14 protein-coding genes are annotated in these 14,429 nt (G+C 72.6%); 4 read left to right on the top strand and 10 right to left on the bottom strand.

Going from position 1 to position 14,429, the window contains the following annotated elements; translation table 11 throughout:
* On the bottom strand, positions 1–748 hold a 748-nt coding region (locus DQW85_RS16855), incomplete at its 3' end, for a type 1 glutamine amidotransferase family protein (RefSeq protein WP_162795053.1).
* Positions 749–879: 131 nt separating this feature from the next.
* Between DQW85_RS16855 and DQW85_RS16850 the strand changes: the two genes are divergently transcribed.
* Positions 880–1,365, top strand: a complete 486-nt coding sequence (locus DQW85_RS16850) for a hypothetical protein (RefSeq protein ID WP_162795052.1) — start codon at positions 880–882, stop codon at positions 1,363–1,365.
* An 81-nt stretch (positions 1,366–1,446) separates the two neighbouring features.
* Here DQW85_RS16850 and DQW85_RS16845 read toward each other — a convergent pair whose 3' ends face one another.
* The 4 genes from DQW85_RS16845 to DQW85_RS16830 all read right to left on the bottom strand — a co-directional run bounded on the left by DQW85_RS16845 (position 1,447) and on the right by DQW85_RS16830 (position 5,233).
* The gene (locus DQW85_RS16845) at positions 1,447–2,190 is read right to left on the bottom strand and encodes an IclR family transcriptional regulator (protein WP_113701251.1); all 744 of its coding nucleotides are present in this window, start codon (positions 2,188–2,190) and stop codon (positions 1,447–1,449) included.
* Positions 2,191–2,262: 72 nt separating this feature from the next.
* Complete coding sequence (locus DQW85_RS16840) at positions 2,263–3,765, bottom strand: tripartite tricarboxylate transporter permease (protein ID WP_113701255.1); 1,503 nt, start codon at positions 3,763–3,765, stop codon at positions 2,263–2,265.
* A gap of 38 nt (positions 3,766–3,803) precedes the next feature.
* Positions 3,804–4,223 carry a tripartite tricarboxylate transporter TctB family protein gene (locus tag DQW85_RS16835; protein WP_113701250.1) on the bottom strand — a complete coding sequence of 140 codons (420 nt, stop codon included), beginning with the start codon at positions 4,221–4,223 and terminating at the stop codon, positions 3,804–3,806.
* Entirely contained in the window at positions 4,220–5,233 is a 1,014-nt protein-coding gene (locus DQW85_RS16830; protein ID WP_240197233.1) for a tripartite tricarboxylate transporter substrate binding protein, read from the bottom strand. Before DQW85_RS16830 ends, DQW85_RS16835 begins: the two co-directional genes overlap by 4 nt.
* A gap of 104 nt (positions 5,234–5,337) precedes the next feature.
* Between DQW85_RS16830 and DQW85_RS16825 the strand changes: the two genes are divergently transcribed.
* Both DQW85_RS16825 and DQW85_RS16820 read left to right on the top strand, forming a co-directional pair.
* Positions 5,338–6,540: a CaiB/BaiF CoA transferase family protein gene (locus tag DQW85_RS16825; RefSeq protein WP_113701249.1), complete on the top strand. Its 1,203-nt coding sequence runs from the start codon at positions 5,338–5,340 to the stop codon at positions 6,538–6,540.
* Positions 6,537–7,358: a citryl-CoA lyase gene (locus tag DQW85_RS16820; RefSeq protein ID WP_113701248.1), complete on the top strand. Its 822-nt coding sequence runs from the start codon at positions 6,537–6,539 to the stop codon at positions 7,356–7,358. Before DQW85_RS16825 ends, DQW85_RS16820 begins: the two co-directional genes overlap by 4 nt.
* Before the next feature lie 29 nt (positions 7,359–7,387).
* Here DQW85_RS16820 and DQW85_RS16815 read toward each other — a convergent pair whose 3' ends face one another.
* The 5 genes from DQW85_RS16815 to DQW85_RS16795 form a co-directional block, all read right to left on the bottom strand.
* The gene (locus tag DQW85_RS16815) at positions 7,388–8,551 is read right to left on the bottom strand and encodes an acyltransferase family protein (protein WP_240197232.1); all 1,164 of its coding nucleotides are present in this window, start codon (positions 8,549–8,551) and stop codon (positions 7,388–7,390) included.
* Between the two features lie 258 nt (positions 8,552–8,809).
* Positions 8,810–9,826 carry a cation diffusion facilitator family transporter gene (locus DQW85_RS16810; RefSeq protein ID WP_113701246.1) on the bottom strand — a complete coding sequence of 339 codons (1,017 nt, stop codon included), beginning with the start codon at positions 9,824–9,826 and terminating at the stop codon, positions 8,810–8,812.
* A 228-nt stretch (positions 9,827–10,054) separates the two neighbouring features.
* Positions 10,055–11,218: an acyl-CoA dehydrogenase family protein gene (locus DQW85_RS16805; RefSeq protein ID WP_113701245.1), complete on the bottom strand. Its 1,164-nt coding sequence runs from the start codon at positions 11,216–11,218 to the stop codon at positions 10,055–10,057.
* 13 nt (positions 11,219–11,231) lie between these two features.
* Positions 11,232–11,750, bottom strand: a complete 519-nt coding sequence (locus DQW85_RS16800; RefSeq protein ID WP_113701244.1) for a MaoC family dehydratase — start codon at positions 11,748–11,750, stop codon at positions 11,232–11,234.
* A 134-nt stretch (positions 11,751–11,884) separates the two neighbouring features.
* Complete coding sequence (locus tag DQW85_RS16795; RefSeq protein ID WP_205315180.1) at positions 11,885–12,568, bottom strand: ACT domain-containing protein; 684 nt, start codon at positions 12,566–12,568, stop codon at positions 11,885–11,887.
* A gap of 352 nt (positions 12,569–12,920) precedes the next feature.
* On the opposite strand from DQW85_RS16795, the gene DQW85_RS16790 reads away from it, so the two are divergent.
* Positions 12,921–14,210, top strand: a complete 1,290-nt coding sequence (locus DQW85_RS16790; protein WP_162795051.1) for a DUF418 domain-containing protein — start codon at positions 12,921–12,923, stop codon at positions 14,208–14,210.
* Positions 14,211–14,429: the final 219 nt, after the last annotated feature.

Raw genomic sequence — 14,429 nt, 5'->3', positions numbered from 1 at the left:
CGGAGCCCTCGGCGCCCGTGGCGAGGCGGCGGAGCCCCGCGAGGTCGGTGCGGGTGCCCGCCGGGAGGACAGTGCGGGAGCCGGGCAGCCGCACGGTCAGCCCGCCGCGGCCCGCCACCTCCACCGCCTCGGTCTCCAGGTCGACGAGCACGGCGGTGTGCTCGTCGACCCCGAGGACCGCGGTGCCGGGCGGCAGCTCCCGCTCCATCCGGGCGAGCCGCCGCTCCCCCAGGTAGCAGTAGCGGGTGTCGTGGGTGCCGCCCTCGGCGTTGTCGAAGTGCGGGATCAGCACGGCCCGCAGGCCCAGCGGCTCCAGCAGATCGAGCCCCTCACGCCAGTGGGGCTCCGCGCCCACCTTGTAGATCTCGTAGACGGGCACCGTCGCCAGGCCGGCCGTGCAGGCCGCAGCCGAGGCGAGGACGGTGATCCCGCGCCGGGCGCGCACCCGGGCGCGCAGATCTCCTCCCACCGGGCCGCCGGCCCAGCGGTCGAGCGCGTACGTGGGGCTGCCCGGCCCCGAGAACACCCAGTCGGCGCCGGCGACGCCGTCGGCCACCCGGACGGTCAGCCCGACGCTGCGCGCGAAGTATCGGCACGCCCGTGCGGAGATGTCCGCGGCGTTCTCCTGGAACGCGTACGGGGTGTCCAGCAGGACCGCGCGCGCGCCGGCGCGCAGCCGCCGCGCCATGGAACGGTGGATCTCCACCATCGTCGGGCTGGTCTCCCCCGACCCCATCAGCACCAGCATCCCGGGCACTGCAGGTCCGCCTCTCTCTCGCACGCCATCAACTACAGCCATGCCCCCGCCGGGACTTGAAGACTCGCGCGCCACATGCGAGCTAGTCGTTCTTGCACATGACTGGCAGTAGGCTCGTGACGGTGACGGGAAGACACGTGGTCTCGGTCGAGACGCTCATGTTACGGACGACCACCGACAGTCGGTGGGCCTACCGCCGCGCCGTCGCCGTGCCGGAGCGGGCTGAGAGTCCCGACGACGCGGCCCGGCGCCTCGCCGGTGTCGAGGCCGGCGATCCCGGCACGGTCGTCCACTCCACGAGCTGGCGCTACCTCCCCCAGGGCGAGGTGGTGCTGACCTACGCCGTGTGCCCCGATCCCGCGCCGTGGCTCCCGGCCGTGGAGCTGCCCGCCCTGGAGATCGCCCGCGGCCCCGCCCCGGCCGTCCCTGCGCCCGAGCGCGTCGAGGTCGCCCAGGTGGCGGCGCACGCGGTGCGGCACCTGGCGTTCCTGATGGGCGGGGATCCGGTCGTGCGGGAGGCGCTCGTGGGCCATCCGGAGATCGCCGCCGCCCTGGCCCACGGCGACGAGCTGGACGAGCTGGACGGCCTGGTCGTCGGGGGCGGCTGACACCCGTCGCGCGAGCGGCTCAGGACGGCACGCGCAGGGCTTTTGCCGTCAGGACGGCACTCGTGGGTCGGGCGCACGCCGTCACGAGAGGACGCGCAGGTCGGAGATCCGCCGGGCGGCCGCCACCAGCCTCGCCGCGAAGGCCGTGATCCGGTCAGGCGTGAAGCGCGAGGTCGGGCCGCCGAGCGCGATGGCGGCCACGACGCGGCCCTCCGCGTCCACGATCGGCGCGCCGATGCCGGACACGCCCTCCTCGCGCTCGCCGTGGCTGACCGCGTAGCCGTCGCGTTCGGCCGCCGCGATCTGCGCCGCGAGCTCGGCGTGGAAGGACTCTCCGCGCGGCGAGCGGGCGGCCACCGCCCGCACCACCGGGCCGGGAGCGCCGATCAGCAGCACCTTGCTCGCGCCGCCCGCCCACAGCGGCAGCTCGTCGCCCACGCGCAGGATGTGGCGCAGCGTCCTGGTGCCCTCCTCCTGCGCGATCGAGACGCGCACCACGTCCTGCCGGACGTAGAGGTTGACGGTTTCGCCGCACTCCTGGGCGACCTCCCGCATCACCTGCCGGACCGCTTCGGGCACCTCCCAGGCGGCCCTGGCCAGCCGCGCCCAGCGCAGCAGCCCGGCGCCGACGGTGATCTGCCCGTCTGGCCTGGTCCAGAGCATGCCGGCGCCCTCCAGCGTGGCGATCATGCGGACCACGGTGCTCTTGGGCAGCTCGCAGGCGCGCGCCAGGTCGCTGACGGTCCAGGCCATGCGGTCCTCGTCGAAGCGCCGCAGCAGGTCCAGCGCGCGCTGGACGCTGCGGACCCCGCCGTCGGCGTTCATGTCGTCTCCCTCATCAGTCCTCGTCCCCGAAAGTCGGTCCTCGTCCCCGAAAGTCAGTCTCGGCCCCCGGGATCAGTCCTCGTCCCCGAAGGCCAGCCGTCCCGCGGGCACGGGGCGGCGGCGCAGCCTGGCGACGATCTTAGGCAGGTACGGCACGGCGAGCGAGGCCCCGGCGACGATCAGGATGGCGGCCGTTGACGGCTTGGACACCACGGTGAGGAAGTCGCCGTCGGCCACGACGAGCGCGCGGCGCAGCTGGGTCTCCATCATCGGCCCGAGGATGACGCCCAGCACCGCGGGCGCGACGGGGAAGTCGTGGCGGCGCATGAAGTAGCCGGCCACCCCGATCGCGTAGGCGACCAGCACCTCGAAGAGGCTGCCGTTCAGCGCGTACACGGCGACCGTGGCGAAGACCAGGATGCCCGCGTACAGCAGCGGGCGCGGGACGAGCAGCACCTTCACCCAGAGCTGGATGAGCGGCAGGTTCAGCACGAGCAGCAGGACGTTCCCGAGGTAGAGCGAGGCGATCAGCGCCCACACCAGCGGGCCGGAGGTCTGGAAGAGCTGCGGGCCGGGCTGGACGTTGAAGATCTGGAACGCGGCGAGCATCACCGCGGCGGTCGCCGACGTGGGCAGGCCCAGCGTAAGCAGCGGCACCAGCACGCCGGAGAAGCTGGCGTTGTTGGCGGCCTCCGGCCCGGCCACGCCCTCGATGGCGCCCCGCCCGAACTCACCGCCGCCCGACCGTTCGGCCAGGCGCTTCTCGATCGTGTACGACAGGAACGTGGGCGCCTCCGCCCCGCCCGCGGGCAGCGCCCCGAACGGGAAGCCGAGCGCCGTGCCGCGCAGCCATGGCCGCCACGACCGGCGCCAGTCGCCGGCCGACAGCCAGCCGGTGCGGAATCCGGACCTCTCCAGCGGCTGCATGGTGTCGTCGCCGCGCCTGACGTTCGCCGCGCAGAAGAGCACCTCCCCGATCGCGAACAGGCCGACGATCACGATGGTGACGTCCACGCCGTCGGACAGCAGCGGCACGCCGAAGGTGAACCGGGGCTGCCCGGTCATCGCGTCCAGCCCGATCAGGCCGACGAACAGGCCGAGCGACAGCGACAGCAGGCCGCGGACCGTGGAGCGGCCGACCAGCGCGGTCACCGACACCATCGCCAGCGCGGTCAGGGCGAAGTAGTCACCGGCCTGGAACGTGGCGGCCAGCCTGCCGACCGGCTCGGCCACGAACGTCAGCAGCACCGTCGAGATCGTCCCCGCGACGAAGGAGCCGATCGCCGCGGTGGCCAGCGCCGCTCTGGCACGGCCGCGGCGGGCCATCAGGTGGCCCTCCATCGCGGTGGCGACGGAGGCGGACTCGCCCGGGGTGTTCAGCAGGATGGAGGTGGTCGAGCCGCCGTACATGGCGCCGTAGTAGATGCCGGCGAACATGATGAACGCGCCGACCGGGTCGGAGAAGGTGAAGGTGACCGGCAGCAGCAGCGCGATGGTCAGCGCCGGTCCGATCCCGGGCAGGACGCCGACCAGCGTGCCGAGGGTGACGCCGATGGCGGCGAAGAGCAGGTTCATCGGCTGCAGGACGGTGCCGAACCCGGCGACGAGGTCGTTCACAGCGGGAGCACTCCCTGGGGCAGCCGGATGGACAGCAGCTGGGTGAAGGCGAGGTACACCCCGGCGGACAGCAGCACGGCGACGACCGCGTCACGCGGCAGCGAGCGGCTGCCCAGGATCCGCGCGACGAGGAGGAAGGCGACGGCCGTGGACACCAGGTAGCCGACCGGGTCCAGGAGGATCGCGTACCCCACCAGGACGGCGACGATGAGCAGCGGCTCCCGGCCCGCGCCGCTCTCCGGCCGCGCGCCGTGCTCCCTGACGGTCTGCGCGAGGTGCGCGGCGGCGAGCAGCACCCACGCGCCGCAGATCACCAGCGGGACGGGGCGCGAGCCGCCGGGGATGCCCCACGCCTGGACCAGCAGGAACACACCCCCGGCGACCAGCGCCACGGCGACCGCGAGGCGAGCGGTCATGCCAGCCCCAGCTCGCCGATCAGGGCCTTGATCCTGGTGGTCTCGGCGGCGATGAACTCCCTGGCCTGCGGGCCGGAGCGGTAGAAGTCCTCCCAGCCCTGCCGTTTCAGCGTCTCCTGCCACTCGGGCGAGGCGTGCATCCTGTCGATGATCCGGGCGACGGCTTGGGTGTCGGCGTCGCTGATGCCGGGCGCGGCGACGAGGGCGCGCCAGTTCATCAGCTCGACGTCGAAGCCCGCCTCCTTCACCGAGGGCACCTGCTTGCCCGCGACGGTCACCCCCTTCGGGCCGGTGACGGCGAGCGCGCGCAGCTCTCCGGAGGCGATCAGCGGCTGGAACTCGCTGACGCCCGAGACGCCGGCCATCACGTCCCCCGACAGCAGCCCGGCCTTGGCCTCGCCGCCGCCGGAGTAGCCGACGTACTGGATCTGCCTGGGCTGGACCCCCGCCGCCTTGGCGAGCAGGCCCACCACCAGGTGGTCGGTGCCGCCGACGGAGCCGCCGCCCCACTTGATCGCCGCGGGGTTCGCGGCCAGGTCGTCGAGGAGCGTCTTGAGGTCCCGGTAGCGGGACTTGCCGGGCACCACGACGACCTCGGGCTCGGCGGTGAGCGTGGCGATGGGGGTGACCTCGGTCAGGTCGGCGGCGGACTTGTTCTGCTCGATGGCGCCCACCATGACCAGGCCCGTCATCATCCACTGGTGCGAGTCGCCCTTGCCCTTGTTCACCAGCTGCGAGAGGCCGACCGTGCCGCCCGCGCCGGCCACGTTGTAGACCTCGACGGGCCTGTCGACCAGCTTGCCCGCCTTGAGCACCTGCTGCATGGAGCGGGCGGTGAGGTCCCATCCCCCGCCGGCCGCCGCCGGGACCATGATCTCTACGTTGCGGCTGGGGAAGGAACCGCCGCCGGCCTGCGACTGCTGCCCGCAGCCGGCCGCCGCCACGGTGGTGACCACCGTGGCCACCACGGCCGCCACGGCCGCCACGATCACGCGCCTCTTCATCTTCATGCCCTCCTGGTCCATCTAGTGGAACAGTTGACCCGTACAGTGGATTGCTGGGACTATAGGCCGGGTCATCGCGGAGTGGCAAGGGTCACAGGGAGAAGGGCTTCATGCAGAAGGCAGACGTGCTCGCCGGGATCAGGGTGCTCGACCTGACGAACGTGCTGGCCGGTCCTTTCGCCAGCTACCAGCTCGCCCTGCTGGGCGCGGACGTGGTCAAGGTCGAGGTGCCGGGCACGGGCGACCTGGCGCGCCAGCTCGGCGCCGATCCGGAGCTGAACTCGCGCCTGCTCGGCGCGTCCTTCCTGGCGCAGAACGGCGGCAAGCGATCGGTGACGCTCGACCTCAAGTCCGAAGGCGGCAAGCAGGCCTTCGAAAGGCTCGTCCCGTCCGCCGACGTGGTGCTGGAGAACTTCCGGCCGGGAGTGCTGGAGCGGCTCGGCTTCGGCTGGCCCCGGCTGCGCGAGCTCAACCCCGGGCTCGTGTACTGCGCGATCTCGGGCTTCGGCCGGACCGGGCCGATGCGCGACCGGCCCGCGTACGACCAGGTCATCCAGGGCCTTTCGGGCATGATGGCGATCACCGGCACGCCGGAGACGGCGCCGCTGCGCGCCGGCTACCCGATCGCCGACACGCTCGGCGGGCTGGCCGCCGCGTTCGCGGTCTCGGCCGCCCTGGTACGGCGGCAGCGCACGGGCCAGGGCGCGTTCCTCGACGTGTCGATGCTCGACTCGGCGGTGACCGCGCTCGGCTGGGCGATCTCCAACTACCTCATCGCGGGCCGGGCCCCCGAGCCGCTCGGCAACGAGAACATGACCGCGGCCCCGTCGGGCACGTTCCGCACCGGGACGGGCGCGCTCAACATCGCGGCCAACAAGCAGGAGCAGTACGAGGCGCTCTGCCGCCTGCTCGGCAGGGAGGACCTGGTCACCGACGCCAGGTTCGCCGACCGGGAGCGGCGCAAGGCGCACCGCGAGGAGCTGACCGCCGAGCTGGAGAAGGCGCTGCTGACGCGCCCGGCCGCCGAGTGGGAGCGCCTGCTGTCGGCCGCCGGCGTGCCGGCCGCCCGGGTGCTGGCCGTGCCGGAGGTGGTGGCGCTCGATCAACTCGCCCCGCTCCTGCACCGCGTGCCGTTCCCCGGCTCGGCGGACCGGCGGATCCAGGTGCTCGGCAACGGCGTACGGGTGGACGGGCGGCCCAGCGCGCCCTCCACGGCCGCGCCGCTGCTCGGCGAGCACACGGCCGAGGTGCTGCGCGAGGCCGGCTACAGCGACCAGGAGATCGACCGGCTGAGAGCGGCGGGGGCGGCATGAGCGTCGAATCAGGCCGGATCGGCATCGGGGACGTCACCGCGTGGTGGGCGAACGGCATCGCGCGGATCGCGCCGGGTGAGATCGCCCTGCGCGGCTACCCGATCGAGCGCCTGATCGGCGAGGTCGGCTTCGGCGAGATGATCTGGCTGATGCTCCGCGGCGAGCTGCCCGGGCCGCAGGAGGCCAGGCTGCTGGAGGCCGCGCTGGTGTCGGCGGTGGACCACGGGCCGCAGGCGCCCTCCATCGCCGCCGCCCGGATGGCCGCCACCTGCGGCGTCGGACTCAACAGCGCGGTGGCCACCGGCGTCAACCTGCTCGGCGACGTGCACGGCGGCGCCGGTCAGCAGTGCATGGAGGTGCTCGCCGGGATCCGCGCGCGCGAGGCGGGCGGCGAGCCGCTCGGCGACGCGGTGGCCGACGTGGTGGCCGACGTCCGCTCCCGGATGCGGTACGTACCCGGGTTCGGGCACCGCTTCCACCCCCGGGACCCGCGCCGCGACCCGCTGCTCGAACTCGTACGGGAGGCCGTGGCCGGTGGGCTGGTGAGCGGCGACCACCTGCGGGCCGCGCTGGAGCTGGAGGAGCAGATCGCGCCCGTGCCGATGAACGTGGACGGCGCCACCGCCGTGGTCTACTCCGAGCTGGGCTTCGAGCCGCCGCTCGGGCGGGGGCTGTTCGTCCTGTCGCGCTCGGTCGGCATCCTGGCGCACGCCTGGGAGGAGCAGAGCTCCGGCGGGCGGCTCAAGGGGCCGATGCCGCGGCGGCTGCTCGCCGACTACCACGGCCCGGCCCCGCGCGACCTCCCCGACCTCGCCTAACGACCTCCCCCGCGACCGGCCCGCGACGGTCACCGGGCTCGGGCGACGTGGCGGCCCAGCTCTTGCATGGGCCGCTCGACGAACCGGTACGCCATCGCGCTGACCAGCAACACCACGGCCAGGGCCGCGGCCGACATGGCGAGTTGCAGGGCCAGCGGCGACCGGCGCAGGTCGCCCGTGACCTCGTAGAAGAACTTCAGCAGCGGATGGTGCACCAGGTAGAGCGAGTAGCTGATCAACCCGAGCCAGGTCAGCACCCGCGGCAGCCGCCGCCCCCGCAGCGCCATGGCACCGGCGAACGTGGCCGCCGCCAGCCCGAGCGTGGTGATCCACACGTCCGGCGCGACCCACCACCATCCCGACTCGATCGCCTGGACGGGTGCGATCGCGATCAGCGCGGCGGAGGCCGCCACCGGCCAGAGCCCGCCCCTGCCGCTTTCCCACCGGTGGATGGCGGTGCCCGCGAACATCACCCCCAGCACGGCGACGCCCATCCACGGCACCCGGCTGCTCACCACGAGCAGCCCCACCGCCATCAGACCGAGCGCGCACGCGCCGGCCGCGCGGAACCTGCCCGAGACCACGCAGCCCAGCCCGGCGGCGAACGCGGCGGCCGAAGCGTAGGCCACCCAGCCGCCGGTCAGCACGGCACCGGCCACCGCCAGGCCCACCGCGACCGAGCCGCCCGCGAACAGCACGGCCAGCAGCCCGCTGCGCTCGTGCGCCCGCGTCACGAACAGCGCCGTGACCAGCAGGTAGAAGACCATCTCGTACGACAGCGTCCACATCGTGTCAGCGACGCCCCCGACGCCGACCACGTCGAGCAGCATCGTCGCGTGCGCGGCCACCGCCGACCCGTCGCGCGGCACCTCACCGCGCACCGGCACCCACCACGCCATCCCGACGACCAGGACGGTGACCGCCAGATAGAGCGGGTAGAGGCGGAAGGCACGGCCGATCCAGAACTTGCGCACGTCACCGTGCCGTTCCAGCGATGCCGGGATGATGTAGCCGCTGACCAGGAAGAACACCATGATCCCGTAGACGCCCAGGCTGAACCAGTAGGGCCGCAGCGAAGGCAGGAACCACGGGAGCAGGTGCTCGGCCACCACTGCCATGGCGCCGACACCCCGCAGCGCGTCCAGCCAGGCGAGCCTGCTCCCGGCGCCTTCCGGCGTCGGCTCGGAAGGCACACCCGAGACGGGGCCCGAGGCGACACCCGAGGCGGGGCCCATGGACGGGCCCGAGGCGGGATCCGTGGACGGGCCCGAGGCGGCGGGGCCGGTGCTCGGCACGACGGGTGACGCGGCAGGTGAGGCGGCGGACGACGCGGCAGGTGAGGTCATGCTCGTGGCGGGGGGTGGGGGTGTGATCCGGGCGGCGGCGGTCGGTCTGACTGGCGGCTGGGCGTCGGCGGCGAGTGACACCCGCCCCAACCTACCCAAAGCATCTCAAGTGATGCGGTGCGTATTCAAAGGCGCGTGATGGTCGGCACCCGCGGGCCCGTACGGGTCGGTGTGGACGGTGGCGGCGCGCAGCCGCGGCAGGTCGTGGATGAGCCGGTGCTCCGCCTCCACGGCCACCGCGTGCGCCTGGACCACGGTGAGGTCGTGGTTCACCAGGATCTCCACCTCGGCCCGCAGGGCGTGGCCGATCCAGCGCAGCCGCACCGAGCCGACGTGCCGGACGCCCTCGACGGTGCGGAGGACGGCTTCGGCCTGCTCGACCAGGCGCGGGTCGACCGCGTCCATGAGCCGGTGGTAGATCTCGCGGGCGGCGTCGCGCAGCACGAAACAGATGGCGGCGGTGATGACCAGCCCGACGATCGGGTCGGCCAGTGGGAAGCCGAGCGCCGCGCCGCCCGCGCCGAAGAGCACCGCCAGCGACGTGAACCCGTCCGTCCGGGCGTGCAGCCCGTCGGCGACCAGGGCGGCCGAGCCGATCTCCCGGCCCACCTTGATCCGGTAGCGGGCCACCCACTCGTTGCCGAGGAACCCCGCCACGCCCGCGACGGCGACCCAGCCGACCGCCCGTATGTCCTGCGGCTCGATCAGCCGCCGCACCGCCTCGTAGCCGGCCAGCCCGGCGGTGGCGGCGATGATCAGTACGATCACGATGCCGGCGAGGTCCTCGGCCCGGCCGTAGCCGTAGGTGAAGCGGCGGGTGGCGGCGCGGCGGCCGACCGAGAAGGCGATGGCGAGCGGCACGGCGGTCAGCGCGTCGGCGACGTTGTGCAGGGTGTCGCCGAGCAGCGCGACCGAGCCGGACAGGCCGACGATGACAGCCTGGACGGCCGCGGTGGCCATGAGCACGGCGAACGAGACGGCCAGCACGCGCAGCCCGCGACTGCTGCTCTCCAGGGCGGCGTCCGTCTTGTCGGCGCTGTCGTGACTGTGCGGGGCGACGGCGTGCCACAACCACGCCCCGGCACGCCGCACCCCCCGCGCCGGCCGGCCGCCCTCTCCCACCTCGGGCCCGTGGCCTTGCCCATGTCCGTGCCCATGCCCATGTCCGTGGCCCTGCCCATGCCCGGGGCCATGCCCGGGGCCATGCCCGTGGCCCTGCCCGTGTCCGTGCCCGGGTGCGTTCCCCTCGACGGACCTCTCGATGGGCTCCCGCTCGTCGGCCATGACACCGCCTCGCTCGCACGCCGCTTGCCGTCTGCAGATTGTAGGCATCCGCCCAAGGCGTGCCCGCTACCAGCCCACCTTCCCCTTGCCCGAGACGAGGGCGCGGGCGATGACCATGAGCTGCACGTCGTTGGTGCCCTCCCCGATCGCCATCAGCGGCGCGTCCCGGTAGAGCCGCTCCACCACGAACTCCTGCGAGTAGCCGTACCCGCCGTGGATCCGCATCGACTCCAGCGACGCCTTGAGCGCCACCTCGGAGGCGAAGTACTTGGCCATGCCCGCCTCCATGTCCACCCGGTCACCGCCGTCGGCCCGGGAGGCGGCCCAGTAGGTGAGCAGCCTGGCGGCCTGGATCTCGGTGGCCATGTCGGCGAGCTTGAGCTGGATGGCCTGGAAGTCGGCGATCGGCCGGCCGAACGCCGTGCGTTCGCGCGCGTAGGACAGCGCGGCGTCGTAGGCGGCCTGGGCGACGCCGACCGCGCGGGCGGCGATGTTGATGCGGCCCGTCTCCAGCCCGCCGAGGACCTGCTGCATGCCGCGTCCCTCCACCCCGCCGAGCAGCGCGGAGACCGGGACCAGGACGCCGTCGAGCACGACCTCGCAGGTCTCGGTGCCCTTGTAGCCCAGCTTGGGCAGGTCGCGGCTGACCGAGAACCCCTCGGACGAGGGGTCCACGAGCAGGACGGACATGCCCTTGTGCGCCGGTTCGGTGATGGAGGTCTTCACGAGCACCGGGAGCGGGTCGGCGTGGCGGGCGTTGGTGATCCAGGTCTTGGTGCCGGTGACGACGTAGTGGTCGCCGTCGCGGACCGCGCGCGTCTGGACGCCCTGCAGGTCCGTCCCGGCGCCGGGCTCGGTGAGCGCGATCCCGGTGCGGCGCGCCCCGGCGGCCAGATCGGGGAGGTGGAGGCGTTTCTGTTCCTCGGTGCCGTGGCGGGCGATCATCCAGCAGGCGATCGAGTGGGAGCCGATCGTGCCCGCCACGCCCATCCAGCCGCGCGCGATCTCCTCGAAGACCAGCGCGAACGTCACCATGTCGGCGTCCAGCCCGCCGTACTCCTCGGGCACGGACAGGCCGAACAGCCCCATCCGCTTCATCTTCTCGACGATCTCGGTGGGGTAGCGGCCCGCGTGCTCCCACTCGGTGGCGACCGGCACGATCTCCTTGTCCACGAACGCGCGCAGCGTCTCGCGGAAGGCCCGCTGCTCGCCGGTCAGCTCGAAGTCCATCTGCCACTCCTCGTCAGGTGGTGAGAGGACCGGTCTTGGCCTGGGGGAAGTAGTGCTTGTCGTGCGGGGCGTCCCGTTTGTAGACCATGACCGTGCGCTTCCACGACATGACCTCGTCGCCGTCCTGGTTGAGGCCCCTGGTGCGGCACGTGACGATGCCCGCGTACGGGCGCGACCCGGACTCGCGCTTGTCCGTCACGATCGACTCGGCGTAGAGCGTGTCGCCCACGAACACGGGGTGGGTGAGCCTGATCTCGTCCCAGCCGAGGTTCATGAACGCGTTCTGGCTGATGTCGATCACGGACAGCCCGAGCACGATGGCGACGGTCAGCCCGGAGTTCACGATGATCCTTCCCGCCGGGGCGCGGGCGGCGAAGTGGGCGTTGAAGTGGTTCTGGTTGGTGTTCATCGTGAGCAGGCTGAACCAGGTGTTGTCGGCCTCGCTGATCGTGCGGCCCAGCGGGTGCTGATAGACGTCGCCGACCACGAAGTCCTCGTAGTGGCGGCCGATGCCGGCTTCGTGGACTGTCACGGGCGACTCCTCTGCACGCGGCTGACGATCACGCTAGTGACGCCCGCTTTCGCGGGTCAACGCCCGAGCCCGGCGATTCCCCACGCCCCCGGAATCCACCTGGGGCCGGGAGGCGCTCACCTGCATCATCACTGTCAGCGGGCGTCTCCCTGGAGGTCACCCGCCCCGTGCGGCGGACGGCCAGTCCCCGGCTGTGCCGTAAAGGATGGACCCGGGGTGGAGGCGGTGAGGAAGGCGGAGACGACGGCGACGATGCGTGAGGCGCGTTCGAGCTCTGCGCGGTGGAAGCCCGGGCCGTCGGCGCGGGCGACGATCACGTGCAGGTCGTGGGCGGCCACCGGCAACAGCATGAGCCGCAGCTTCTCCGACACCCGCGTGGCCGCGCGCAGCGGCGGCTCGGGCAGGTCGAACGAGGGCGGCGCGGCGAGGCTGGCGTGCCGGACCGTACCGCCGGCGAGCGCCAGCGACCACTCCGCGCCGCAGAGCGCGGGCAGCGCGTCCACGAGCGTCGCGAGTCCGCGCGAGGGCTCCGCCGCCACGTGCATGAGCAGGTCGTAGTCGGGCGCCGACCCCGGCAGGTCCCTGGTCGGCCAGACGCCCTCGACGCGCACCCCGGGCACGGCGGAGAGGCGGTCGCGGACCTCCTCCGTCGTGGCCGGGCCGGGCCAGGACACGGTGAAGTCGTCAACGGCCCGCCCGGCCTCGCGTTCGAGCACGGTGACCTGCAGGATGTCGGCGCCCAGGGCTCCGAGCGCCCGCGCGAACTGGCCAAGGCCGCCGGGCCGGTCCGGTAGCGACACCCTCAGTCGCAGCAGCATTGCCGCCCCCTTTCCAGAGGCTCTCACAGTGCCGCTCAAAGGTTTCGGGCACGTTCCAGGGAAATGTCACACACGCTGCGGTTACGTCCAAGCATGCAGTGCTAAACCCGGATTGTCACCAAGGAACGGCGGTCGAAGCGCGCGGCCGGCACCCCTGGGCCGGAGGGGGCTGCGGGACGCGACCGGCCGCCCCGGGCACGGACTGGAATCACGCGGTTTCACCGAGTTTTGCCCTGCTTTACAGGTGCTCGTATTACTCACAACCGGTATGCCCGTCTTAACAAAGCGTTTCTTTACGCGGCTCGTATCCCCTATCCACTAAGTTTCTCAACACATAGTCAACCCCCCAGCGATGACCAGGTCCGCGCACGCCGAGAACGTTGATCGATGGGATCTGAGCAACGTGACGAACCCCAGCGCCACCCCCGTACTCGCCGGCGAGAAGCCCGGCACCGGCCCGCCGCCCCCGATTAGTCGAAACCGGCTTCTGGGCGTGGACGTGGTACGGGCGACAGCCATCCTCAGCATGATTTTCGTCCATGTGTGGCCCACTGTGTGGGTGACGAGAGTTCAGCCGCCCGCCGAACCCGTCGGCGTTCTCGAGTGGCTCAACAGCGCCATCACCAACCGCTCGATGAGCCTGTTCGTGTTCTGCGCGGGCGTCTCCGTCGCGCTGCTGACGGGCGGTGCGCGGCGCCCGGCCGGCGGCGACGTCACGGTGGCGCGGCGCCGCCTGGCGTTGCGTTCGGCGGCGCTGCTCCCGTTCGGCCTGATCCTGCTGATCATGGGTGAGAGCATCCTGTTCTCGTACTGCATGTGGTTCCTGCTGCTCCTGCCACTGGTACGGCTGCGCTCACGCACCCTGTTCGCGGCCTCCGCGGTCTTCAGCCTGATCAGCCCGCTCTGCCAGTTCCTGGCGCAGAACCACCTGGGCTCGCCCCCCATTCCCGGGGACGAGTTCTCCATCCTGACCAGCCCGGGCGACTGGCCCGCCTGGTTGTTCTGGTTCGTGACCGGCCCCGACACGTCGTACGCCGTGCCGCTGCTGCTGGCCGGCATGGGGCTCGGCCGGCTCGACCTGCGCAGCCACGCCGTGCGCGTCCGGGTGATGACCGCCGGGCTCGCCGTCACCGTCGTCTTCGCGATGGTGGCGTGGCTGGCGGCGGGCCCGCTCGGCGGCGCGCGGGCCGTCCCGGCCGGTCAGCAGCCGGTGCCGGGCAGCGGCGAGATGCCGTGGATCCTGATGCTCATGATGCGGCCCTTCGGGATGTTCGACATCAGCATCCCGATGGTGGCGACGATGATCGGCACGGGCCTCTTCCTGATGGGCGCCTTCCTGATCGTGATGGACAGGGCGCCCTGGCAGCGGATCCTCTGGCCGTTCGCCGCGACCGGCAGCCTGGCCCTCACCGCCTACATCGGGCACTTCCTGTTGATCCGGCTCCTGGGCAGGGACGAGCCGGCCTCTTTCCACGTGTTCGTCAGCGTGGCGGCGACCGTCGTGGTGTTCTCCACGGTGTGGCGCAGCTGGTGGCGCCGGGGACCGCTGGAGTGGCTGGTGCACCGCGTCACCGACCTGGCGGTGCCGTACGAGCGCCGCGCCCACCACCCCGCGACGATCCGGCCCGCGCCCCGTCACTGACCTCCCGGCCCTCTCGGCGATGTGCGGGTCCCGAGAGGGCCGGGTGATCGGGCCGTCCGGCCAGGGCGACCGGGCCGGGTGATCGGCCGGGCTGTCAGGCGGTCGCGCCGGTGAGGCGCCAGATGCGGAACGAGGGGCCGTCGCCGGGGATGACGTCGGTGTCCGAGGCGTCGTGGACGGCCGACGCGCGGCACGGCAGCCGCAGCGGCGGGCCGGGCG

The organism is Nonomuraea lactucae, from assembly GCF_003313395.1.
Lineage (GTDB): Bacteria > Actinomycetota > Actinomycetes > Streptosporangiales > Streptosporangiaceae > Nonomuraea > Nonomuraea lactucae.
Note: the sequence above shows the minus strand (reverse complement) of the source record. Positions and strands in the feature narration are given on the sequence as shown.